Raw genomic sequence first — 20908 nt, 5'->3', positions numbered from 1 at the left:
AAACGAGGCAATAGTGGTTGTGAAGATAGTGCCCGCCGGTGCGGCCTCGTAGTCGCCAAAGATCGCTGCGCTGGGTCTCCCCGGCGCAGTTGGTCGAGTCCGGCCCGAGAGAGCACACCGTGAGAGTCATCATCCAGCGCGTGCTCTCTGCCTCCGTCTCCTGGTCAGACATCGACGGGTCAACGCGCAACAACCAGATCGGCCGCGGCATGGTTGTGCTTGCCGGCGCCGGCGGCGACGATTCCGCCGCAACCGTCGAGCGGATGGCCACCAAGGTGGCTCAGCTTCGCATCTTCCAAGACGCCGAAGGCCGCACCAACCTGAGCCTCGAGGAGGTCAAGGGTGAGGCGCTCGTGGTGTCTCAGTTCACGCTCTATGCCGATCTATCCCGAGGCCGCCGGCCGAGCTTCCTCGGCGCCGGCGACCCCGCTCACGCCGCGGCCCTGCTGGAGCGGTTTGGGGCACATCTCAGCGGCCGAGGGATCATCACCCGGACCGGTAGCTTTGGCGCCAGCATGCTGGTCAGCCTGGAGAACGACGGACCCTTCACTCTAGCCCTCAGCAACGACACCTGGCAGACGCGCATCAGTGGCTGAGCAGGTACCTCAGCACCAGCTGTCAGAAAAGGATCCCGCCCCGGCGGACAATGCCTCGTTTCTGCGTGAGCAGGCCGAGCTCATCGCGCAGGCCGCTGAGCGCATCCAGCCGCACATCCGGCGCACGCCGGCACTCAGCACCGATCTCGACCAACACCTCAGGCTGAAGCCTGAGTGCTTCCAGGTCACCGGCTCCTTCAAGGTGCGGGGCGCCTTCAATGCGGTCTTGAAGCTGCATGCCGAGCGGCCCGAGACGAAGGGCGTCATAGCTGTCAGCTCCGGCAACCACGCCCAAGCTTTGGCCCTCGCCGCGCGGACGGTTGGCCTGCGGGCGGTCATCTTGATCCCCGAGGACGCCAATCCGGCCAAGGTCGCCGCCACGCGGTCGCTCGGCGCCGAGGTGATCCAGCACGGCATCACCTTCGCCAACCGAGAGGAGAAGCTGCGGGAGGCGATCGGGGAGCGCGGTCTGACACTGATCCACCCCTTCGATGACTGGAACGTCGTGCACGGTCAGGCGACGGCTGCCCGGGAGCTGCTGGAGGATGAGCCGGAGCTGCAGACCCTGGCGGTCCCGACAGGGGGAGGCGGACTGCTCAGCGGCACAGCCCTGTCGGCCAAGATTCACAATCCTGAGCTGAAGGTGATCGGAGTCGAGCCAGAGTCGGCCGACGACGCAGCCAGGAGCTTCCGCACCGGCTCCATCCAGTCGCTCAGAGAGGCCCCGACCACACTCGCCGACGGCGTGCGCACCACAGCCATCGGTTCCTGTACCTACGAGGTCGCCATTCGCAGGCGGCTCGTTGACGACATAGTGACAGTCAGCGAGAGCGAGATCGCAGAGGCGACCCGCGCCGCCTGGCTCAAGCTGAAGCTGGCCCTGGAGCCGACCGGCGCCCTGCCGCTGGCCGCCTACCTGGCCGGGAAGCTTCCGGGCGCGAATAGGCGCGTGGGTCTCCTGCTTTCGGGCGGCAACTTCGAGCCGGCGACCATAGCTAGACTGCTTGCCACCTCATGATTCCGATCAAGGAAGTGATGACGAAGGAGGTGCTCACCTTCGCGGAGAACACGCCCGTCCCAGAGGCCGCGAAGCAGCTCGCCGAGCGGCGTCTGTCCGGGGCGCCGGTGCTGAACGAGGCAGGTTATGTGGTGGGCGTGCTCTCCGAGGTTGACGTGATCGCCAAGAGGGGCAGCACCGTCGGCGACATCATGACGCACCACGTGATCTCGATCAGCGAGGACACCGGCATCGATGAGGCTGCTCAGCTCTTCGCCAGCGAGCGGATTCGGCGCCTGCCCATCTTGAAGGAAGGGCGGTTGGTCGGACTGGTCAGCCGTTCCGACATTCTCGGCTTCTTCACAGCTCAGGTCTGGACCTGCAATTCCTGCGCCCACGCCGAGCACGGCCTCCAGCCGCCCGAGCGCTGTGCCCGCTGCGGGGGCACGGAATTCCGTCTCGACGCCGCTCACCTGCGGCACTGACGTCCGGCCGCCGTTCTGATGAGCGTTCGCCTCAGCGGCAGGGTCGCCGGCTTCCCGGATTCGGTGATCCGGAACATGACGATGCGCAACCTGCGGCTGCACGGGCCGGCCCGGGCCGTCAACTTCGCGCAGGGCTTTCCTGACTTCGAGCCACCGCCTGAGCTGGTCGCCGCCGCCCAAGCGGCGCTGGACCAAGGTGGTGACTACCACCAGTACGCCATCACCTGGGGCGCCCCGACCCTCCGCGAAGCGATCGCCGCCTTCCAGTCCCGCGTTTGGAACAGGCCTGTCGACGCCGAGAACGAGATCACTGTCGTCTGCGGCGCCACCGAGGGGATGCTCGCGGCGCTCTTCACCACTGTCGAGCCGGGTGATGAGGTGATCGTCTTCGAGCCGTTCTACGAATGCTATGTGCCTGACACGCTCCTGGTCGGGGCGCGGCCGCGATATGTGCAGCTGCGCTCACCTGACTGGCGGTTCGATCCCGATGAACTACGCTCCGCGTTCACCGCTCGGACGAAGGCCATCATCGTCAACACGCCTCACAACCCGACAGGCAAGGTCTTCAGTCGCGCCGAGCTCCAGCTCATTGCCGACCTCTGCCAGGAGCGGGACGTGACAGCCATCACTGACGAGATCTATGAGCACCTGGTCTACGAGGGCGAGCATGTGAGCCTGGCCACTCTGGCCGGCATGGCGGAGCGGACGATCACGATCAGCGGCGCCAGCAAAACTTACTCGGTAACCGGCTGGCGCATTGGTTGGCTGATCGCACCGCCGCAGGTGACCGCCGGGATTCGGAAGGTCCATGACTACCTGACGGTTGGTACCGCACACCCTCTGCAGATCGCCGTCGCGGCAGGTCTGCGCCTCCCTGACGCCTTCTACGAGCGCAATCTGAGTGAGTATCGAGAGCGCCGGGACTCGCTCGTAGCCGGCCTGCTCGCTCGCGGCTTCACAGCCTCACTCCCGGCCGGCGCGTATTACGTCATGGCCGGGTTCAGCGATTTGAGTGAAGCGGACGACGTGACGTTCGCCGAACAGCTGATCGATACCGTCGGGGTCGCCACCGTACCTGGCTCCAGCTTCTACGCTCACCCTGAGCTGGGCCGCAAGCAGGTTCGCTTCAGCTTTCCCAAGCGCCTGGAGACCATAGAGCGCGGTCTGGAGGCACTGGCCGGCATCGCCTGAGCGGGTCTGCTCGGCGAAGGGGCGCTCCGGCCGGGAGCGGCCTTCTTAACAGGCGCCGTTGGCGCGGCGCAGCCCGACCTCTACGGTGGCCGCATGAGGGAAATGCGCATCCGCAAGCCACCGTTTGTCGTACTCCTGGCTCTGGAGCTGGCAGTTGTCGCAGGGCTCGGCTACGTCGCTGTCCACCTCTGGCAGCAGCGCGCCCCAGCGGGCATCGCCCGAGTGACTCAGCCGCTGCACTCGGCCATCGGCAGCGACCCTCAGCAGCCGTCCGCGGCGCCCTCGGTGCCGTCGACCTCACCTTCTCACCCGGCAGGGTCGGCCGCCAAGCCGCGCCGACCCAAGGCGGCCTCGCCGGCTCCAGCGGCCGGCATCAGCAAGCAGCAGGCTGGTCAGCTGAACCGGGAGGAGGCGCGCTGGGAAGCGAGCGAGTGGAGCATTCTCTCCCAGGCGACCCGCGCCGCCGAGGAGTATCTGCGCAAGGTGGTGCTCCCGATTGTGGTGGCTACCGAGCGGCGTTGATCCTTGGCAGGGGGTTGGCCGGCAATTGGTCGGAAGGGATGCCTGGCGCCCTCAACCAGACAGCAACCAGCACCGCTGCCAGCACGCACACGGCCGCGGCTATGAGAAATAGTTCGTGGTACTCCTGCAGGAGCGCTCCTTTGGTGCATGCCTCGAGCGCTGAAACCTGCTGCCCCAAGTCGGCGCCGCCGGGAATGCCGCAGGAGCGAGCGTCGAAGATCCGCTGAAAGCGAGCCAGGCCGTAGGCGGTCAGGGCCGCGAGTCCGAGCACCATGCCCAGCGTGCGGGCCAGGACGACGAGGCTGCCCCCCAAGCCGTGCTGCCGGGGACCCGCGACCTCGATCACCGCCGACGTCAGGGGAGCGATGACGAGCCCGAAGCCCGCTCCCGCCAGGGCCAGCTCCAGCTCCGCGCGGAGGGGGGAAGAAGTCAGCTCCTGACCGCCCCAGGTCGACATCAGCGAGTAGGACACTGCTGCGAGGCAGAGTCCGGCGATGGCTGTGATCCTTCTGCCCAGCCTGCCGGCGAGCAGGCCACCGGCCAGCGCTCCCAGCGGCAGGCCGACCAAGAATCGGGTGAGCAGGAGGCCGGCGCTGGTGGTGCTCAGGCCGTAAACGCCGCGGCCAAGCAGCGGCACCTCGACCAGCGCAATGATCAGCGCGCCGCCGCCGAGAAGGTTCGCGACCAGGGACGCCCAGAGCGCTGGACTGCGGACCATCGCGCCGCCGATCAGTGGCTCCGGCCGCCGCCGCTGCCACCAGATAAACGCCGCCGCCGCCGCCACCGAAGCCAGGCCCAGAGGGACGACTGTCGAGTTGAGTGGGTGCCGACTCGGATCGTCCGGGTAGAGGGCCAGAACGACGAGACCCAGCGCCAACCCGAAGAGCCCGGCCCCCAGCCAGTCAACGCCATTGAGCCTGGGCGGTTCCGCCCGCGGGTCATCCCGGCCAGCCGTCAGCAGCAGACCGCCGAGCAGGACGGCCGCGAGCGGTAGGTTGAGCCAGAAAACGCCCCGCCAGCTGCCCAGCCACCCCGCCAGAGCGGCTCCCCAGACCGGTCCCAGGACGCTGCCGGCCTCCTGGACTCCCGACACCCCGCCCAGCGCGGGAGCGAGACGCGCGCCGGAAAAGAGGTCGGCGGCCAGCGCGAGCGAGAGCGGCACCAGGGCGCCGCCGCCCAGGCCCTGCAGGGTCCGGCCGCTGATCAGCACAGCGCTGGATCCCGCGCTCGCGGTCAAGAGCGAGCCCAGCCCGAACACCAGCAAGCCGACCGCGTAGGCCGGGACCCGGCCTCGGGCGTCCGAGAACGTTCCCAGCAGCGGCAGGGCGACCACATAGCCGGCCAGGAAGCCGCTGACGATCGGCGTGGCCTGCTCGATGTGATCGATCGGCAGCTCCAAAGAGGCCATCATCTGCGGCAGCAGCGTGACCACCGCGTAGGTATCAACTGCGCCCAACGCCAGACCGGCCGCAAACAGCGCCAGCCGGAGCGCCTGTCGATACGGTCGCTGGACGGCCGGGCCTCAGCCGCCGGGCGCCGGAGAGGGATGCGGCTGACCGGGAGGCACCGCCGGAGTCGCCGGTGTGCCCGGCGTACCGGGCGCCGGGGAAGGCTGGCCGCCGGGTGTCGGCAACGCCGGCGGAGTAACCGTCACCGGTTGGTTTAGCTCGGTCAGGGTCAGGTCCACGTCGACTGGCTTGGCGCTTTGCAGGAAGTCGCCGGAGAGCTTGACACGCCTCACCAGGTGATCCTGCTTGCCGGCCCAGATTGAGGCCTTGACGTCGGAAGCCGGTGCCTGACCGCCGAGGGTTTGCCCTATATCGGCGGCTGCATAGGTGGTGTCGACGTGGTTGCAGTCCACCCCGTTCACCTGCTCAGCACCTGCGTACTTGGGTTGGCGGCCGCGCAGCAGGACGGCGGGCAGTCCGTGGCTGGAATCCAAGACCTGGGCCAGATCCGGGATGCTCACACCTGAGTTGCCGCTCAGCTCCGTGAAGCTGGCGAAGGGGAGTCTGATGTAGGCATGGCCACCCGTCGTTATCAGTCGCACGTCGAGCAGGTAGTCACCACGCTTCACCTTCACGACGACGTCGCTGTTGCTGGGCCGGCTGATGTGACCGCTGGCTGAGACGAGCTCCAGCCCCTGCAAGGTGATGCCGGAGCCGAACTTCGCCGAGATCGCGGCGCTCTGGAGGCCGGCCATGGCGCTGCCCGCCTGCTGCAGCACCTGTTTGGGGTCAGGTGGCCTGACAACGTCCGCCGGATTGGCCGAGCAGGCAGCCGACACCAGCAGCAACGCCGCTAAAAGGATTCGCCACGCCCGGCTCATGTTCTCAATCAAAGCACCGCCAACCCAGTCTCGGTGACAGCGCGCCGGACCGGCAACAGGCAGGCAAGCGTAGGCAGGAGAGTGCTGGGGAGCTCAGCTCAGGAGTCGCCCGGAGGATCGTTGGCTCGGACGAGAATCCGCACGGGACGATCGAGGAAGAAGTAATCCCAGGCCCAGTTCAGCAGCGTGGCTAGACGCGCCCGGAAAGTAACGATGTTGATCAGGTGCACGACCAGCCAGACGGTCCAGCCGAGGAAGCCGCTGAGGCGGACCTTGCCAATCTGGGCCACTGCTGAATTCCGACCGATGGTGGCCATGATGCCGGGATCCCGGTAGCGGAAGGGCTCCAGGCCGGTGCCGCGGAGGTCGGCGGCGATGGTCCGAGCCACATGGCGCGCCTCCTGCATTGCAGGCTGTGCCAGCATGGGCAGGTCCTCGTGCGCCGCCAGGTCGCCGATCACGAAGACCTGCGGTCGCTCCGGCAGCCGAAGGTGGCCGTCGACAGGTACCCGGCCTTGACGTCCGAGCGGGACGCCGAGCAGCTGGCCGGTGTCGGCGGCTCGCACGCCGGCGGTCCAAACGACTGTTCCGGCCTCGACTGTGCTGCCGTCACTCAGGTGCAGCCGGCCGTTCTGCACCTCCTTGACCATGACACCCAAGCGGACGGTCACTGACTTCTTTTCCAGTGAGCGCAGGGCCGCGGCGGAGAGACGGGGATCGAACGCGCCCAACAGCCGGTCCGTTCCCTCGATCAGAGTGACGCGCGCTCGGCCCAGATCGAGCTGGCGAAAGTCCTTGCGGAGCACGAGCCTGATCAGCTCGGAGAGGGCTCCGGCGAACTCGACCCCCGTGGGTCCGCCGCCGACCACCGCGAAGCTCAGATAGAGCTGGCGCTGCTCAGTCGGAGCCCAGTTCGCGCGTTCGAACGTTTCCAGGATCCAGTTGCGCAGCGCCATCGCCTCGGGCAGATCCTTCAACGCCAATGAACGCCGCTCCAGCGACTGGTTGCCGAAGTAGTTGTTCACGCTGCCCGTTGCCAATACCAGGTAGTCGAAGGGAAACTCACCCCGATCGGTCTGGACCCGTCTCCCATCCAGATCGAGACCTGTCATTTCGGCCAGGCAAAATTCGCAGTTCTTCAGGGGACGGATCAGCTTGCGAACCGATTGCGCCACCTGCGAGGGGTCCAATAGCGCCGTGGAGACCTGGTAGATGAGCGGCGTGAACAGGTGATAGTTGTTGCGATCGACGAGCGTCACGTCGACCGGAAGGCGGCGCAGCGCTCGGGCAAGCGTCAGACCGCCGAAGCCCGCCCCCACGATCACCACGCGCGGCCGGGCCGGCCGCGTCATGCTCACACTGCGTCCGGCAGACGCTGCCGGAGCTTCAGCACCGGCTCGAATAGATCGCCCTGCTCCTGGAAACGCGCGAGAACGGTTTCCCAATTGAAGACCAGGAGGTTGGGATCGCCCTCCTGCAGGCACTGCCCAACCTCGTCCCAGGTCACCGGGGTGGAGACAGTCGGCTGAACTCGGGCCCGCAGCGAGTACACGTTCACTGTCGTCTTGTATTGATCGTTCTGGCTCCAGTCGATCAGTACCTTGCCCTCGCGCAGGGTCTTGCGCTGCATGTGGACCACGTGGTCAGGTTTCTCTCGCTCCAGCTTCTGGGCGAGCCCCTTGCTGATCTTCTTCGTCAGGGCGTAGTCGACGCTTGGGTCGTTCAGCGGCACGTAGAGCTGCAGCCCCTTCGAGCCGGAGGTCTTGCAATAGGACTTGAGCTTGTGGCCTGCGAACCACTCCTGCAGCCAGATGGCAACCTGGCAGCACTCGACGATGGTGGCGGGCGGCCCCGGATCGAGGTCGAAGACCAACATGCGGGGCTGCGGGAGTGCACGCGCCAAAGAGAGGGAGGTGTGCAGCTCGATGGTGCCCAGCTGGCCCAACCAGACCAAGCTCGGGAGGTCTTCGACCATGCAGTAGAACATGTCCCGATTGTTTCCGTGGGACCAGACCTTGGCGGTTTTCACCCAGGGCGGTCGGTGCTTGGGGCAGTTCTTCTCGTAGAACATCATGCCGTCGACGCCGTCGGGATAGCGCTTCAAGGTCAGCGGCCGGCCTTTCAGATGAGGCAGCAGCGCGGGCGCGATCTTCGTGTAGTACTCGATCATCTGACCCTTGCGGAAGCCGGCTTCAGGCCAGAGGACCTTGTCCAGGTTGCTGAGCTTCAGCAGGCGATTTTCCACCCGCACCTCCACGGGCTTCGACGCGGGGCTCATCGGGTTGGTATCTCCCGAACGACGCTTTTGGGGTCCTTGTCCTGGCGCAGACCCTTGAAGGCGGGAGCGCGGAGCTGACCGCCCTTGGTCCACTCGGCAAATTCGAACTCAGCAACCAGAACCGGCTCCACGAACCGCACCGCCCGGGGCGTCTTGCCGGTCGTAAAGGGTGAGGTACCACTAGCCAGCGGCTCGAGCAGGGCCTGCAGTTGGTCAAGCGTCTTATCAGTGAAGCCTGTGCCGACCTTGCCTGCGTACACGAAGTTCCCGCCCTCCCAATAGCCCACGAGCAGTGAGCCGACACTGCCAGCCCGTCGTCCTTCACCGGGCATCCAGCCGCCGATCACCAGCTCCTGCCGCCAATGGTTCTTGATCTTGAGCCAGGCGCCGCTGCGCCTCCCCTGGTCGTAGGCGCTGTCGAGCTTCTTGGCCATCACGCCCTCCAAGCCAAGCCGGCTGCTGGCTTCCAGCATGGTTTCGCCGCCGCCGACCTGGTGCTCGGGCACCTGCCAGGTGGCTCCCGCCAGCTGAAGTTTCTTCAGCCTGCCCCGGCGCTCTTGGTACGGCCTTGGCATGAGGTTCTCCCCGTCCAGGTGCAGGAGATCGAAGATCAGAAAGGCGACAGGCACCTCGGCCTGCTTCCGCCTGATCTGTGCCGGCGCTGTGAGGCCCATGCGCTGCTGCAGTCGCTCGAAGCTGGGTGCCCCGTTTTCGCCCAGTGCCACCACCTCGCCGTCCAGCACCATCGTGCGACCACCCTGAGCCTCGGCCAGGGCCCGGAGCTCCGGGTAACGCGCCGTCACCTCCTCCTGATTCCGCGTAACCAGCCGCAGCCGGCCGCCATCGATGAAGGCCACCGCCCTGACGCCGTCCCACTTGAATTCGTAGGCCCAGTCCTCCTCTGGCGTGGGCAGGCCGGCGGCCAGTTTGGCAAGCATCGGCACCACCTGCTCGGGCGCCGGCTCGAAGTCTGCCTTCTGGGGTGGATCCATGCGGTGCATCATCCAGTTCTTGCCGTCAGTCTGGAACAGCACATAGCGGCCCTCGACGCGCTGGCCGTGCAGCGTGACCATGACCTCCTTCTTCTTACCGTCCAGCTCCCACTTGTGCGTCTCGTAAGTGCCGCGATCCCAGACGCTTACTTGCCCGGCACCGTAGTTGCCGGCGGGAATCTCGCCCTCGAAGCCGCCGTACTCCAGCGGATGGTCCTCGACGTGGACTGCCAGGTGGTTGCGCTTGGGGTCGTGAGGGATTCCACGCGGCACCGCCCAGGAGACGAGTACACCGTCGCGCTCCAGGCGGAAGTCCCAGTGCAGACGGCGGGCGTGGTGCTCCTGCACCACGAAGGTCAGCTGGCCCTGGTTGGGCGTCAGTCTTGCTTGGCGGTCACCGGCCGGCTCGACTGTGGACTGGAAGTCGCGCTTCTGGCGGTAGCTGTTGAGGTCGCCCACCTCTCCAGAATCGCAGATACTGCGCGTCTGGGGCCTGGCGATGCGTCACCGCGCCCGCAGCTCGACGACGCCGGCCGAGACCCGCTGGACTGTTCAGTAGACAGCCGGCCCAGGCGTAAATTCATGTTAGTATTCTTAACATCAAAGCACCAAGCCGGCGCCCGTATCGCATGATTGCCCGCGCCCAAAGCTCGGCGGCGACCTCAGAGCGCATCCTCGACGCGGCTGTGGAGGTCTTCTGGGAATTGCCGACCGACCTCATCTCCCTCGATCAGGTCGCCCGGCGCGCCGGTGTCACAGTGCAGACGGTGATTCGCCGCTTCGGCGGCCGGGATGGCCTTGTCGCGGCGGCAGGTGCGCGCGAGTCAGAGAGGATTCGCCGGCAGCGCGACAAAGCAATTCCCGGCGACCCCGCCAGCGCCATCCGGGTTCTGGTTGACCATTACGAGACCACAGGAGATCGCGTCCTCATGCTGCTGGCCGAGGAGGGGCACAACCCCGCGCTGCGGCCGATCGCCGATCAGGGCCGAACCGTCCACCGAGACTGGTGTGCGCGGTTCTTTGCGAGCGCCCCCGCAAAGACTCAGGGGCTGAAGCGGGAGCGCCGGCTCGCCCAGCTCGTGGCGATCTGCGATGTCTATACCTGGAAGCTTCTCCGGCGCGATGCCGCACTGAGTCGCAGCCAGACCGAGCTCGCCTTGGTCGAGCTCCTGAATCCGTTGCTGGAGGAATCGTAATGGCTCGCATCCTCGCCTACACTTCCCCGGCGCAGGGTCACCTGTTTCCACTCACTCCGATCCTCGATGACCTGAGCCGTCGCGGACACGAGATCGCGCTGCGCACACTTCCTGCGCAGGTGCAGCTGATGCAGGCTCGCGGCTTCCACGCAGCCCCAATCAGCGAGCGCGTGGAGGAAATCTCGCTCGACGATTGGCGGGCCAGCAACCCGCGAGCAGCGCTCGGCCGCGCCGTGCGCGGTTTCTTGGCGCGCGCCGAACACGACGGCCCCGATCTCCGGCAGGCGATCGCGGAAGTGCAACCTGACGCGCTGCTGGTGGACATCAACAGCTGGGGTGGCCTCGCGGCAGCCGAGGCCTGGGGAGGACCGTGGGCGACTTTCTGCCCCTATCCGCTGGCCCTTCCATCGCGTGACGTACCGCCGTTCGGGCCTGGGCTGGCCCCAGCCCGCGGATCGCTAGGTCGGCTGCGCAACCGCATCTTGCGGCCGATCGTGTCGGGAACGATCGAGCGAACGATGCTGCCGCCCCTCAATGACGTTCGGAACCGCATGGGGCTAGCGCCGCTCGCCCACGTGGGCGAGATGTTCCTCCGGCCGCCCCTGGTCATCTACATGACAGCTGAGCCGTTCGAGTATCCGCGCAGCGATTGGCCGACTCGGTAGTCATGGTGGGCCCCTGCGATTGGGATCCGCCAGCCCCAGCGCCGCGCTGGCTGGAGGAGATCACCGGTCCGATTGTGCTGGTCACCACCTCGTCCGAATTCCAGGACGACGGCCGACTGGTGCTGGCTGCTCTCGAGGCTCTCGCGGCTGAGCCGTTCACCGTCGTTGCCACCATGCCCGCCGGCGACCCTACGCGCCTGGCTGTACCAGCCAATGCGCGGGTGGAGCGCTTCATATCGCACGGGGCGGTGCTAGATCGAGCCGTATGCGCAGTGACGCATGGCGGCATGGGCGCAACCCAAAAAGCACTGGCGCGGGGCGTGCCAGTCTGCGCCGTACCGTTCGGCGCGATCAGCTCGAGGTCGCGCGGCGGGTGGACGTTGCCTGCGCCGGTACACGACTACCGGCCAAGCGACTCACCCCCGACCGCCTGCGACGCAAAGTCCTGGAAGCCGTCAGTAAGGCGGACGGAGCCAAACGGGTTGCCGACGGGTTCGCGGCGGCCGGGGGGCCGAGAGCAGCCGCCGACGCCTTCGAGCAGCAGCTGATCGCATCTAAGACCACTTCTGGTCGCTAGGTTTCGAGGGCGGCCGGCGTCCTTGAGCTGTTGCGGGGCGTGCGTGCCGTGGTGACCGCCAACGGTGCAGGACTTTGCAGACGGGTTGAGGCCTCCCGGGCGATCTCGTCGCTTCCAACCAGCTCTCGAGAATCGCAGACTGATGGTGGCGGCACGACGGTTCGGGCCTGCAGGTTGACCAGCCACCGGTGGAGCGGTTTCAGGCTGCGATAAGCCTCGACCAGTTGGATCGGCAGCTCGGGGACGAAGAGCGCCTCCGCCAGCAGATCGGAGCTCTGCACGACAAGTCCCGTGTGGCGGAGAAGGCCTGCCCGCTCATGATCCTGCGGATACGGTGTAGGCACGCGACTGAGATTGGGGCCGTCGACCTGCCAACCTCGGCCCTCGAGGCGCCTGAGCAGCCGCGCCAGCTCCAAGCCGCAGTTAGGCTCGTCGACGGCGCGCCGGTAGGCGGCCAGCGTCTCAGGCGGGAAGGACCTCAGCCCCGCACCCATCCAGTTCGCAGTTGGGGCGACGCGCAGGAAGTAGCCGGGATGGAGGCGGCTCGGGCCCTCGCCCTCCCAGAACCACAGTTCCAGGTAAGGCCGGTAGGGAGTTTGGGGCGTGAAGCGAGCGTCTCGCTGGGGACGAAGCAGCGAGCCGCCCGGTCGTGGCTCGACCCTGAGCTGCGCGCCGAGTTTGCTGCTAAGCAGCGGCGCCAAGCTGGTGATGAGGGCGCAGGCGGGCTCGGTTATCAGCCGTCGATAGTCCGACCCGTGCTGCCGGAACCAGTTGCGATCATTGTGGGACTCCAGCTCTTTCAGGAAATCCAACGCACTGGCCGAAAAGCCTGTGAACGAGGCGCTGCTTGCTCGACGCGTCTCCGCGACCATGGTCATAGTGCTCATGCATCCAGCGTGAGGAGCCGGTTTGCCAAAGGCAGCCCAGGTTGTTAAGAACGCAGCTGGGCGGCGGGCGGCCGATCCCGGCCACCCGCCTTGATTGCTACATCACCGACTGTGAACTACTGACCCACGGCTGGGGACACACGCCAGTCAGGCCCCCGCCAAAGGCCTAGCCGTCTCGAGCACTGTCTTCGTGCTGGTCAGGTTCGTCTGCATCGGTCTCCTCCAAATGGCGTTTCAAGTTCGTGAGCGCCGAGACCCGGCGTTCGGTGTACTTGTCGATCCACCTGTCGTGGATCAACCGGATCGGCACCGCGTTGAGGAAGTGCAGCTTCTCGCGCCCCGAGCGGCGCGTGACTATGAGCCCTGCCTCCTCCAGCACACGAAGGTGCTTCATGACGCCGAACCGGGTCATCTGCAGCTCGGCAGCAAGCTCGCTGAGCGTGCGGCCGTCACGCTCGAAGAGCCAGTCGAGCAGGAGCCGGCGGGTGGGGTCCGCCAGCGCCTTGAACACCCGATCGTCGTCCACGCTTGAATAATAGGTGACCAATAAGTCACTGGTCAAGAGTAAGCAGGCCCGATCGGGTCAGGCGAGGCGGCCGCCAACTCGAGCAAGTAGCAGCCCAGCCCCTTCACAGGGGTCCTGCCGTCGGACGATCTTTTTCACCGGCGGCCGGGCCGGCATCCACGCGGTCTTCACATGCGATGTTGATGCCCAAAACGCGTGGCGCCAAAGTGTCCTCCAGCAGACCATTTCATTCTCTGGAGGTTCTCATGACACCCGACGTTGCCCCCATCCAAGACATCCTCCACCGCTGGACGCTGATCGGACAGGCGCTGGTCGGCTCAATCGGCGCCCTTGCGTTTGTAGTGGCCTTAGCGTTCAAGCTAATATAACAGATGTGTGACCACAGCCATCTACGCTCGCATCAGCCTCGATCGTCAGGATGGTGCTGGCGTCAGCCGTCAGCTCGAGGACTGCCGCTCCCTCGCCAGCCGGAACGGCTGGAAGCCGGTGACCGAGTACGTCGACAACGACATCTCTGCCAGCCGGTACAGCCGTAAGCCCCGCCCGGCCTATCGGGCCATGCTAGAGGCGACCGGGTCGGGTGAGGTCAGCCGAGTCGTCGTCTATCACATTGATCGCCTCTACCGTCAGCCACGCGAGCTGGAGGACTGGATCGACCTCGCCGACCAGGGCCGGGTCCAGGTGGTGAGCGTGCACAGCGGTGACATTGACCTCGCCAACTCGGACGGCAGAGCGATGGCGCGGGTTCTGGTTGCCATGGCGGCCAAGGAGAGCGACGACAAGTCGCGTCGCATAAAGCGAGCCAAGCAGCAAGCCCGAGAACAGGGCCGACCCCACGGAGGCCCGCGGGCTCTGGGTTGGATCGACGGTATGACGCCAGAGCCCATGGAGGCGGCGGTCATCCGCGAAGCCGTCGAAGCGCTGCTGGCAGGAACCTCGATGAGCGACATCACTCGGCAGTGGAATACAGCCGGCGTCAGGCAGCCCCAGACTGGTCAGGCGAAGTGGACGCCCGCCAACGTGCGCCAGATCATGGCCAACCCCCGCCATGCTGGCCTCGTCGGTTTTCGGGCCGAGATCCGAGCCCGCAACGGACCTTCCAGCTACGCCCGGCCGGTGGTGCTTGGAACGGCGCGCTGGCCGGCCATTGTCCCGCGCGAGCGCTGGGAGTTGCTTCAGGCTGTTCTCCTGGAACGTGGGGCGGCTGGGAGAATGCCACGCCGCCGGAGCCTGCTCACAGGTCTCCTGGAGTGCGGCAGCTGTGGTGCGACAATGGTGCGCAGCGGCGGCCATAGCCGCGCTCGCCTCGAGGCGGCTGCCACTAAGGTTTGGCGCTGTCCGAGTGGGCGCGCCTGCGGCCGCGTCAGCATCGACGCCGTCGGCCTGGAGAGCCTAGTCACCGAGGCAACCATCCGCGTCGCGGACACCATGGACTTGGCCTCGATGGTGACGGGGCAATGGCAGGGCGGGGCGGCCACGGATCTCGTTGCCAAGCTGGAGGAGCTGGACCGCCGGCTGGACGCGGCGGCTGAGAGCTACGCACAGGGCCGGTTACCGCCAAGAGCGTTCGAGCGCGCCACGGCGATCATCCAGCACGAGCAACAAAGACTCAGGAAACAGTTTGGACAGATGGCGGCCGTGTCGGCGCTGGATGCGTACGCAACGCGGCCGGGAATGCTGCGCGACAACTGGCCGCGGCTCAGCCTCGATCAGCGGCGGGCCGTGCTCTCCGCCGTCATCAAGCGCATCGTTGTGAACCGAGCGATCGTCCGCGGCCGCCCCCGTTTCGATCCCGAGCGGGTCAGCATTGAGTGGCGCTTCTAGTCGATAGGGAATCTTGGCTGTTCGCCCTTCCGTCGATTGAGAACGGCGGGGTGGCCCGCTACGGGTGCCTCTCCTCCCACGCCAGCGCGCGGACCGGGAGCGTCAGCTCGGCCGCCTCGTCGCTTAGGCTTACCCGGAACAGGGGCGTACCCGGCTGCTTGACGAGCCAGGCCGCGACCGCCCGGAAGAGGATCGCGAGACCAGGGACACGACCACGCCGCGCGTGTTCCGAAAGTTGATGTCGAACCCTGCAGGGAGGGCATGCATTATGGGTCGTGATAAGGGCTGCCGCGCCGAAGGTCCGGTCCGAAACAGTGAGAAGCAGCGACACCAGCAGGACAGCCAGCGCCAGACTCGAGTGGGTGAGGAGGGCACCTATCGCTCATCTTTCTAGCCGCCCCAAAGTGCACCGAGGTTACTGCTAAGTAAGTTAGCTAGCTAGCGTCGGAGCCATGCCGCTGGGATTTACGCCCCCGCCACTGTCGGGCCGCCACACATGATCGCGCACGCCCGCGCGAGCGGTTCATTCGTTGAAGCAACCGCGGGATGAGGGATGAAGAGCACGCGCTCGACGACTGGTGGATGAACGACCTCTTGGATGAGTAGGCTTTCACTCACCGCCTCCCTTCGCGCCTCAGCCGGTAGCCTTAGCTGACGCCACATAAGAGCGAGCGCCACCACATGAGGCATGCGGGTTAATTCGGCGCGCAGCGCAGCAACCAACTGCTCGATAGGCGGAGGCTGGCCAAGAAAACTCGGAGGCGAAATCACCAGCAGGCCCGCACCACTCGACGGCAGCTGAGCAGCCTTGGAATGCACCGCGCTCATGAGCCTAGAGTATGGCGAGTGTTGAAAAACGATCCCACGAAAATCGCCGACGAGCCGGGCAACTACCGCCTCTTGATACCCGGGCTCATCAAAGCGAATCGCCCGTAGTTCCAGGAGACCGGGCACCGACAAGGTCTGGATCCCCTGGGAAGCCGCGGCATCTGTCATGAATGCCTTGACTCTCTGAGCGAGAGGGCCGATCTCCGATGCTTCAGGAGCCCGCTCGAACGCGCCCCCTTTCGCAAGATTCAGACTTGGTTCATCGAACATCGGAATCACCGAATGCTTGAGGGCTTCTGTGCTCCTGGCGATCTCTGGTAGCGGTTCCTTGACGCACACCTCGATGTACAAGGTGGCCGGGTCGTCGGCTTGTCCCACCCGTACGTCCGCATGGCGCGCGCCCTCGGTCGGCGGGTCGAAGGAAAGCGGAAAACCAAGGCGCCAGGCGCGATGCGCCACGAGAATTTCGGCGATGGCACCGCTCGATTCATTCTCTGCGCTGCTTCCAACCCTGCCCACCACCTTAACCCACCCGTTCACCGGCCGTAGGTCCCCGAGCGCTTCTCCGATCCTCGTCATCGAGGCGATGGCGTGCGGTGCGTAGTTGGAGAGACACTCGGCAACTCCGTTCCTTCTCCCGTACACGCCGGGAGGCCACGTCTCCCCCAGAACAGACCGCAAAACTCCGAGTGCGATGAGCGCCCGGCGCCGCAGATCATGGTCGAGACCATCGTGATCATGGATGCGCTGTCGCAGATGCTCCCAGGACGCCTCGGCCAGGACTTCGGGAGGTACTCGTCGAAGGCTTTTATCATTGCGGCCAGTCCTGGGCATCGCTGCTACCATCGTATCTTCCCGAGCAAAAGATCGACGCGCGTCAACGCTGCCGTTCGTTTACCTCCCTGGATATCAGGCGCGTCGGTTAGGCTTGTTCTATGACCGAGGGCGAGTTCGACGAGCGGTTCCGAAACCTCGTGCCGCCCGAGTGCAGGCCAGGGCTCGACGCTCGACGAGCAACCTTCGCCCGCGGCCAGGGCCGGATCGACACCCCGACCATGCTGGCCCAGATAACCGGAGGTGTTCTGCGCGCCTGGGCTGAGTGGCGCGATGAGAACCGGCAGCGGTAGGAGCGGAGATCAGGCGAAGGGGGCTCAGCAATGAGCTCGAATCCCCCAGGCCTAAGCTCGGCGTCGCCGGCTGAGGGAGGGCCTGCGAGATCCGGCTAACGGCAACACTCGAATCGAGCCAAACAGGTCCTTTGCGCGATGCGGATCGAGGTTGCCAATCAGCGCGCGATCCATCATCCGCATCGGGTTCAATGACGGCGCTTGGGAGGCGGCGCGTAGTCAGTTACCGCACCGTCCCACACGTGGTCTCAGCGGCTTGGCTGCGACTCCCGGCATTGGCTGAAGGCGTAGGAAACTCCTCCTAGCTTGCCGGATGCCACGCACCTGGATAGACCTGCTCCCGAACCTGCTCCGCGATGCCGTGAGCGACGCGCACTCCGGTGTGCTGCTTGAGCCTCACACGGCTATCGACGAATCGATTGCGTGGCTCAGCGACCCGCGCCCGTACGAGTGGCAGCACATGCGGTCGTGGACCTCTTGTTTCGATGACGCGGACGCCACTATCGATGCCCTCGGACCGCGCCTCTGCCGCCATCGCTCCGGTTACCTTCGCCGTGCGCGAGACGCTCGGTCCGCTCCGCAATCGACGCGAAGCTCCTGACGACAACTCGCGACACGCCGCGGTCGAGGCTCTTACGAGACTCCAGGGTTCGCTGCACCAGCAGGACGCGTTGACCGCCGTATGGCGCGACCTCGTCGATGCCGTCAAGGCGCCGGTGAACCTCGACACGCTTCGCTTCCGCGCCGACTGCCTCGTGAACATGCTAAGCCGCGCCGATCGGAGTGTTAACAGCACCATGCGCGTCGCCGAGGGCGTGCTCGCCGACGGAGCTCTGTGGCAGCTTGAGGCTCGCCTGCTGCTCGGCGACGAGCACGTCACAGCGGATCTGGTCTGGCCGTCGCCAGACGCAGCAGGCGGGTTGACGGAGGACGAACGGGAGACCCTCTGCGAACGACTCGTCGTTGCCGCACCGGAGCCTCGCCAACACGTCGTATGGGTCGCTTTCGATCATGCTGGCGTGCGAGCACACCCTGGGGTCACGGTTGGTGCCGTTCAGTTCTACGAGGCGGATCTCATCCGCAGCGCCGTTGCAGCCGGAGCAGCCGCTACGCCGCTGCCCCCAGAGCTGTTCAGAAACCACCTCAGCGAGCACGACATCCCACAGGGAAACGTGGTCATGGCGAGGGTTGACTTGGGCACCCGCATCCTCGCCGATGCGCCTTCAAAGGCCCGCCAACTCGCAAGAACACTCGTTGAGGCGGCCGTCTTCAAAACCTCCATCGAAGACGCAACGGCGTGGACGCCACTGGATGACTACATCCACTTCGTCGACGGTCGCTATTCAGGAGGCTCACATTACGCGAGGGACCTGATCCCACTCGGACGACTGGCCCAGGAGACGATCGGCGACGAGTTGCAGTCGCTCGCAGCGACCGCTCTCAGCGACGCCGATTGGCACGCGGAGCACCTCGACACGCTTGAAGCGCTGACCTGGTTCCGCCATGCGGCTGGTCTCGCTGCTGCGCCGCGCCTAATGCTCGATGTGCGTGTCCTAGAGCGCGTCGCTGTGCAAGCGGGAATCGACGATCCGAGTTGGTGGCAGTACCTCGACGACTTCTGGAAGGTGGCATGGGCGCGTCATCAACTCTTCGAGCGCATCGTCTTGGCGCTGCGCCATTGCCTTCGCACCAGGTTCATGTCGCCGCCAGAGATAGACCCATCTGCGAGAGCAACAGCAGCGGAGCTCCTATCGAGTGTAGTGAGAACGGTCGACCACCTTCGTTATGAAGTAAGTGTCCCCGCAGGCGTCCGTCTCCTCCCGCAGCTCGCGGAACTATTCTCTCCGTACTCAGTCTGGGGCAGCCGCCTGATCATGCTCGCGCAGCGGACCAGCACTGTAGACGGGCTGCGGAAGTGGGTCGACGCCACAGAGAAGGACTGGGACCGGCTCCGCCATCGCGCCCAACGCTCTCGTAACGCACTCACTCATGGCGGTCCCCTAAATGCGAAGGTGATCGACTCGTCCGCGAGATTCGTACTAGCAGCATTCGCTCTATCCGAAGAACTCACCGCCGTCGCGAACAGAGTGAACGTTGATGCTGCACATGCAGACCTTGCCGAGAATGCGAGGCGCTGGCGCGCGCATCTGTTGGATGCGCCAGACGCTGCCAGCTCTCTCGCTGGAGGCGATGATGCCGCTGATACGAGCTCATGATCGCCCAGGCCCCAAACCCCCGCCTATAGTCGCTTCAGCCATTGTGCTTTCTTGGCGTCGTAATCATCGGTGGTATCGGTCCCTAATCATGCAGTGCCGCCAAGCTTCTGGAGATCAGCGAAAGGTCGTTGAGCTCGCACTCACCGCAGCGCGGATTTGCCGGGCGGCAGAGGGTGCGGCCGATTCGCCAGAGGGACAGATCAAAGACGCCTGGAAAGTCGGGGCGCAGCACCCTGGCCGCTCGAATCACTTCCTCGATCCCGGGATCCTCAGACACAAGACCGAGACGTCCCAGCACCCAGCAGACCTGCACGTCTGCAGAGCTATCGATGGCCTTGTAATCGGACATTGGTATATGGAAACCGCGCACAAGGATGTTCGCCCCTCACGTCGGTCGCTGCGCGACCTCGACCCCGAGGTGATCCAAAACTCCGGACGGCTGATCCATTTCAGCGGAACGCGCAGACGGGGCTCGTCACCTGACACGAGAGCAACTTGAAGCTGCGCGGAACGTGGATTGGGAGGAAGCGGCCAAGGCCGGGGTCAAGCGCGATCCCTCGGCGGGGCGCAGAAGACGGGAGAAGGGACTTGAGGGTTTCCGCCAGGCGTAAACACGGCTGGGGAGCGAGGGTTGTATAGCCGCCGCCCTCGGCTCCTACTCGATCTGACCGAGCTTGAAGCCGCCTGCCTTCTGACCGGCGCTCAAGGCGACGTTGTGGGGGAGGGCGGCAGCTTGCCGGGCTGGAGTGGCGCCGAGAGCGCGGCCTACTGGCGCGCTGTCCGGAAGCTGGCGGCGGCGCTTGAGTCGGCGCGCCAGCTCGCTCTTGATCGGGTACACCCCGCTCCGTTGCCTGCCCAGCGGCGGCGCAAAGTGCGTCAATTGAGTAAACCCGACAACCGCTCCGCAGCTCAATCCGACAGCGGCGCTATCAGGTCGCGAACTCAGCCGCCGGACCGCAGAGCTCGCCGTTGACGCGAGGCGCCAGAGAATGCTACTGATAGCAGCCCTTTACAGGCGCTTATCCGGACCACCCGATGGATCTGCGGTGTTGGGGGAGGAAGCGGCTTAATTGAGGAATTCCAGCACGCGCCGCGCGAAGTACGGGCGCTCCCGCCCGCGAAGGTCGACCAACCCGGCCGGGGTCTGTTAGAGAGCCGCCTCCCGAATCCTGGGCGACGCCGAGAACCAATGTCCTCTGCGACTCCGCGGAGGGGCCGTCCCACAAAGGGAGACGTGATAGCTAAGCGAGCCGCATCACGGCGGCCATCCGGCTTACCCTTGCGCCCATGACAGTTGTGACGCGGCCGGCGCTCGGATCCGGCCCCGAGATCATCCGCAGCCACGCCGCGTTCATCTGGAGCGTGGCCGACCTGCTCCGCGGCGACTACAAACAGTCGGAGTATGGACGGGTGATCCTGCCCCTGACGGTGATCCGCCGTCTGGACTGTGTCCTTGAGCCCTCTAAGCGCGCCGTCCTGGAGAGGCACACGCAGCTCGCGGGCAGGATCGAGAACATCGAGCCGGTCCTCCAGGCCGTGGCCGGGGAGCAGTTCTACAACACGAGCCCGCTGACCTTCACCAAGCTGCTCGACGACCCCAACACGATCGCCGACTCCCTGCAGCTCTATATCGGCGGCTTCTCCCCGGGCGCCAAGGACGTCATCGACAAGT

Annotated in this window: 23 protein-coding genes; 13 read left to right on the top strand and 10 right to left on the bottom strand. The window is 65.7% G+C overall.

Annotated features, from left to right (window positions below; all coding sequences use genetic code 11):
* Nucleotides 1-119: 119 nt before the first annotated feature.
* From dtd to ACR2MZ_RS13870, 5 genes are all read left to right on the top strand, one after another.
* Nucleotides 120-596, top strand: a complete 477-nt coding sequence (gene dtd, locus ACR2MZ_RS13890; RefSeq protein ID WP_434005641.1) for a D-aminoacyl-tRNA deacylase — start codon at nucleotides 120-122, stop codon at nucleotides 594-596.
* Nucleotides 589-1614 carry a threonine ammonia-lyase gene (locus ACR2MZ_RS13885; RefSeq protein ID WP_434005640.1) on the top strand — a complete coding sequence of 342 codons (1026 nt, stop codon included), beginning with the start codon at nucleotides 589-591 and terminating at the stop codon, nucleotides 1612-1614. Before dtd ends, ACR2MZ_RS13885 begins: the two co-directional genes overlap by 8 nt.
* A complete protein-coding gene (locus ACR2MZ_RS13880) occupies nucleotides 1611-2078 on the top strand; it encodes a CBS domain-containing protein (RefSeq protein WP_434005639.1) in 468 nt (155 codons plus the stop codon). Before ACR2MZ_RS13885 ends, ACR2MZ_RS13880 begins: the two co-directional genes overlap by 4 nt.
* Nucleotides 2079-2096: 18 nt before the next feature.
* Nucleotides 2097-3269: a pyridoxal phosphate-dependent aminotransferase gene (locus ACR2MZ_RS13875; protein WP_434005638.1), complete on the top strand. Its 1173-nt coding sequence runs from the start codon at nucleotides 2097-2099 to the stop codon at nucleotides 3267-3269.
* A 93-nt stretch (nucleotides 3270-3362) separates the two neighbouring features.
* A complete protein-coding gene (locus ACR2MZ_RS13870; protein WP_434005637.1) occupies nucleotides 3363-3791 on the top strand; it encodes a hypothetical protein in 429 nt (142 codons plus the stop codon).
* On the opposite strand, the gene ACR2MZ_RS13865 is transcribed toward ACR2MZ_RS13870, so the two are convergent.
* The 5 genes from ACR2MZ_RS13865 to ligD (ACR2MZ_RS13845) all read right to left on the bottom strand — a co-directional run bounded on the left by ACR2MZ_RS13865 (nucleotide 3775) and on the right by ligD (ACR2MZ_RS13845) (nucleotide 9849).
* Nucleotides 3775-5247: an MFS transporter gene (locus tag ACR2MZ_RS13865; RefSeq protein WP_434005636.1), complete on the bottom strand. Its 1473-nt coding sequence runs from the start codon at nucleotides 5245-5247 to the stop codon at nucleotides 3775-3777. The genes ACR2MZ_RS13870 and ACR2MZ_RS13865 overlap by 17 nt on opposite strands.
* 66 nt (nucleotides 5248-5313) lie before the next feature.
* Nucleotides 5314-6120, bottom strand: coding sequence for an LppX_LprAFG lipoprotein (locus tag ACR2MZ_RS13860; RefSeq protein WP_434005635.1), 807 nt, complete (start codon nucleotides 6118-6120; stop codon nucleotides 5314-5316).
* 98 nt (nucleotides 6121-6218) lie between these two features.
* Nucleotides 6219-7472, bottom strand: coding sequence for an NAD(P)/FAD-dependent oxidoreductase (locus ACR2MZ_RS13855; protein ID WP_434005634.1), 1254 nt, complete (start codon nucleotides 7470-7472; stop codon nucleotides 6219-6221).
* Nucleotides 7473-7474: 2 nt separating this feature from the next.
* Nucleotides 7475-8398, bottom strand: a complete 924-nt coding sequence (gene ligD / locus ACR2MZ_RS13850; RefSeq protein ID WP_434005633.1) for a non-homologous end-joining DNA ligase — start codon at nucleotides 8396-8398, stop codon at nucleotides 7475-7477.
* Entirely contained in the window at nucleotides 8395-9849 is a 1455-nt protein-coding gene (ligD, locus tag ACR2MZ_RS13845; RefSeq protein ID WP_434005632.1) for a non-homologous end-joining DNA ligase, read from the bottom strand. The genes ligD (ACR2MZ_RS13850) and ligD (ACR2MZ_RS13845) overlap by 4 nt, the downstream gene beginning before the upstream one ends.
* A 170-nt stretch (nucleotides 9850-10019) precedes the next feature.
* On the opposite strand from ligD (ACR2MZ_RS13845), the gene ACR2MZ_RS13840 reads away from it, so the two are divergent.
* The 3 genes from ACR2MZ_RS13840 to ACR2MZ_RS13830 are packed head-to-tail and all read left to right on the top strand — an operon-like array spanning nucleotide 10020 to nucleotide 11799.
* A complete protein-coding gene (locus tag ACR2MZ_RS13840; protein ID WP_434005631.1) occupies nucleotides 10020-10586 on the top strand; it encodes a TetR/AcrR family transcriptional regulator in 567 nt (188 codons plus the stop codon).
* Nucleotides 10586-11251, top strand: coding sequence for a glycosyltransferase family protein (locus ACR2MZ_RS13835; RefSeq protein WP_434005630.1), 666 nt, complete (start codon nucleotides 10586-10588; stop codon nucleotides 11249-11251). The genes ACR2MZ_RS13840 and ACR2MZ_RS13835 overlap by 1 nt, the downstream gene beginning before the upstream one ends.
* Before the next feature lie 2 nt (nucleotides 11252-11253).
* Complete coding sequence (locus ACR2MZ_RS13830) at nucleotides 11254-11799, top strand: glycosyltransferase (RefSeq protein ID WP_434005648.1); 546 nt, start codon at nucleotides 11254-11256, stop codon at nucleotides 11797-11799.
* A gap of 25 nt (nucleotides 11800-11824) precedes the next feature.
* On the opposite strand, the gene ACR2MZ_RS13825 is transcribed toward ACR2MZ_RS13830, so the two are convergent.
* Both ACR2MZ_RS13825 and ACR2MZ_RS13820 read right to left on the bottom strand, forming a co-directional pair.
* Nucleotides 11825-12715, bottom strand: a complete 891-nt coding sequence (locus tag ACR2MZ_RS13825) for a TIGR02453 family protein (protein WP_434005629.1) — start codon at nucleotides 12713-12715, stop codon at nucleotides 11825-11827.
* 166 nt (nucleotides 12716-12881) lie between these two features.
* Nucleotides 12882-13262 (bottom strand): ArsR/SmtB family transcription factor, encoded by a 381-nt coding sequence (locus ACR2MZ_RS13820; RefSeq protein ID WP_434005628.1) that lies wholly within the window; start codon nucleotides 13260-13262, stop codon nucleotides 12882-12884.
* A gap of 224 nt (nucleotides 13263-13486) precedes the next feature.
* On the opposite strand from ACR2MZ_RS13820, the gene ACR2MZ_RS13815 reads away from it, so the two are divergent.
* A complete protein-coding gene (locus tag ACR2MZ_RS13815; protein WP_434005627.1) occupies nucleotides 13487-13609 on the top strand; it encodes a hypothetical protein in 123 nt (40 codons plus the stop codon).
* Nucleotides 13610-13616: 7 nt separating this feature from the next.
* Nucleotides 13617-15065: a recombinase family protein gene (locus ACR2MZ_RS13810; protein WP_434005626.1), complete on the top strand. Its 1449-nt coding sequence runs from the start codon at nucleotides 13617-13619 to the stop codon at nucleotides 15063-15065.
* A 465-nt stretch (nucleotides 15066-15530) separates the two neighbouring features.
* Here ACR2MZ_RS13810 and ACR2MZ_RS13805 read toward each other — a convergent pair whose 3' ends face one another.
* Nucleotides 15531-16433 carry a hypothetical protein gene (locus ACR2MZ_RS13805; RefSeq protein WP_434005625.1) on the bottom strand — a complete coding sequence of 301 codons (903 nt, stop codon included), beginning with the start codon at nucleotides 16431-16433 and terminating at the stop codon, nucleotides 15531-15533.
* A gap of 395 nt (nucleotides 16434-16828) precedes the next feature.
* On the opposite strand from ACR2MZ_RS13805, the gene ACR2MZ_RS13800 reads away from it, so the two are divergent.
* On the top strand, nucleotides 16829-17020 hold the full coding sequence (locus ACR2MZ_RS13800; protein ID WP_434005624.1) for a hypothetical protein: 192 nt from the start codon (nucleotides 16829-16831) through the stop codon (nucleotides 17018-17020).
* A gap of 554 nt (nucleotides 17021-17574) precedes the next feature.
* Nucleotides 17575-19236 (top strand): hypothetical protein, encoded by a 1662-nt coding sequence (locus tag ACR2MZ_RS13795; RefSeq protein WP_434005623.1) that lies wholly within the window; start codon nucleotides 17575-17577, stop codon nucleotides 19234-19236.
* Between the two features lie 82 nt (nucleotides 19237-19318).
* On the opposite strand, the gene ACR2MZ_RS13790 is transcribed toward ACR2MZ_RS13795, so the two are convergent.
* Complete coding sequence (locus ACR2MZ_RS13790; RefSeq protein ID WP_434005622.1) at nucleotides 19319-19585, bottom strand: hypothetical protein; 267 nt, start codon at nucleotides 19583-19585, stop codon at nucleotides 19319-19321.
* A 306-nt stretch (nucleotides 19586-19891) separates the two neighbouring features.
* On the bottom strand, nucleotides 19892-20116 hold the full coding sequence (locus ACR2MZ_RS13785) for a hypothetical protein (protein ID WP_434005621.1): 225 nt from the start codon (nucleotides 20114-20116) through the stop codon (nucleotides 19892-19894).
* A gap of 407 nt (nucleotides 20117-20523) precedes the next feature.
* On the opposite strand from ACR2MZ_RS13785, the gene ACR2MZ_RS13780 reads away from it, so the two are divergent.
* On the top strand, nucleotides 20524-20908 hold a 385-nt coding region (locus ACR2MZ_RS13780), incomplete at its 3' end, for a type I restriction-modification system subunit M N-terminal domain-containing protein (RefSeq protein ID WP_434005620.1).

This window comes from Candidatus Dormiibacter sp. (assembly GCF_050999135.1).
Classification (GTDB): domain Bacteria; phylum Chloroflexota; class Dormibacteria; order Dormibacterales; family Dormibacteraceae; genus Dormiibacter; species Dormiibacter spiritus.
The sequence above is the reverse complement of the archived record's forward strand: the minus strand, read 5'-3'. Positions and strand labels throughout refer to the sequence as shown.

Bases quoted from the DNA above. Each gene is read 5' to 3' on its own strand.
- ACR2MZ_RS13880 (WP_434005639.1), top strand. From the start codon at position 1,611: ATGATTCCGATCAAGGAAGTGATGACGAAGGAGGTGCTCACCTTCGCG.
- ACR2MZ_RS13875 (WP_434005638.1), top strand. From the start codon at position 2,097: ATGAGCGTTCGCCTCAGCGGCAGGGTCGCCGGCTTCCCGGATTCGGTG.
- ACR2MZ_RS13870 (WP_434005637.1), top strand. From the start codon at position 3,363: ATGAGGGAAATGCGCATCCGCAAGCCACCGTTTGTCGTACTCCTGGCT.
- ACR2MZ_RS13860 (WP_434005635.1), bottom strand. From the start codon at position 6,120: ATGAGCCGGGCGTGGCGAATCCTTTTAGCGGCGTTGCTGCTGGTGTCG.
- ACR2MZ_RS13855 (WP_434005634.1), bottom strand. From the start codon at position 7,472: ATGACGCGGCCGGCCCGGCCGCGCGTGGTGATCGTGGGGGCGGGCTTC.
- ligD (WP_434005633.1), bottom strand. From the start codon at position 8,398: ATGAGCCCCGCGTCGAAGCCCGTGGAGGTGCGGGTGGAAAATCGCCTG.
- ACR2MZ_RS13840 (WP_434005631.1), top strand. From the start codon at position 10,020: ATGATTGCCCGCGCCCAAAGCTCGGCGGCGACCTCAGAGCGCATCCTC.
- ACR2MZ_RS13835 (WP_434005630.1), top strand. From the start codon at position 10,586: ATGGCTCGCATCCTCGCCTACACTTCCCCGGCGCAGGGTCACCTGTTT.
- ACR2MZ_RS13830 (WP_434005648.1), top strand. From the start codon at position 11,254: ATGGTGGGCCCCTGCGATTGGGATCCGCCAGCCCCAGCGCCGCGCTGG.
- ACR2MZ_RS13825 (WP_434005629.1), bottom strand. From the start codon at position 12,715: ATGAGCACTATGACCATGGTCGCGGAGACGCGTCGAGCAAGCAGCGCC.
- ACR2MZ_RS13815 (WP_434005627.1), top strand. From the start codon at position 13,487: ATGACACCCGACGTTGCCCCCATCCAAGACATCCTCCACCGCTGGACG.
- ACR2MZ_RS13800 (WP_434005624.1), top strand. From the start codon at position 16,829: ATGACCGAGGGCGAGTTCGACGAGCGGTTCCGAAACCTCGTGCCGCCC.
- ACR2MZ_RS13790 (WP_434005622.1), bottom strand. From the start codon at position 19,585: ATGTCCGATTACAAGGCCATCGATAGCTCTGCAGACGTGCAGGTCTGC.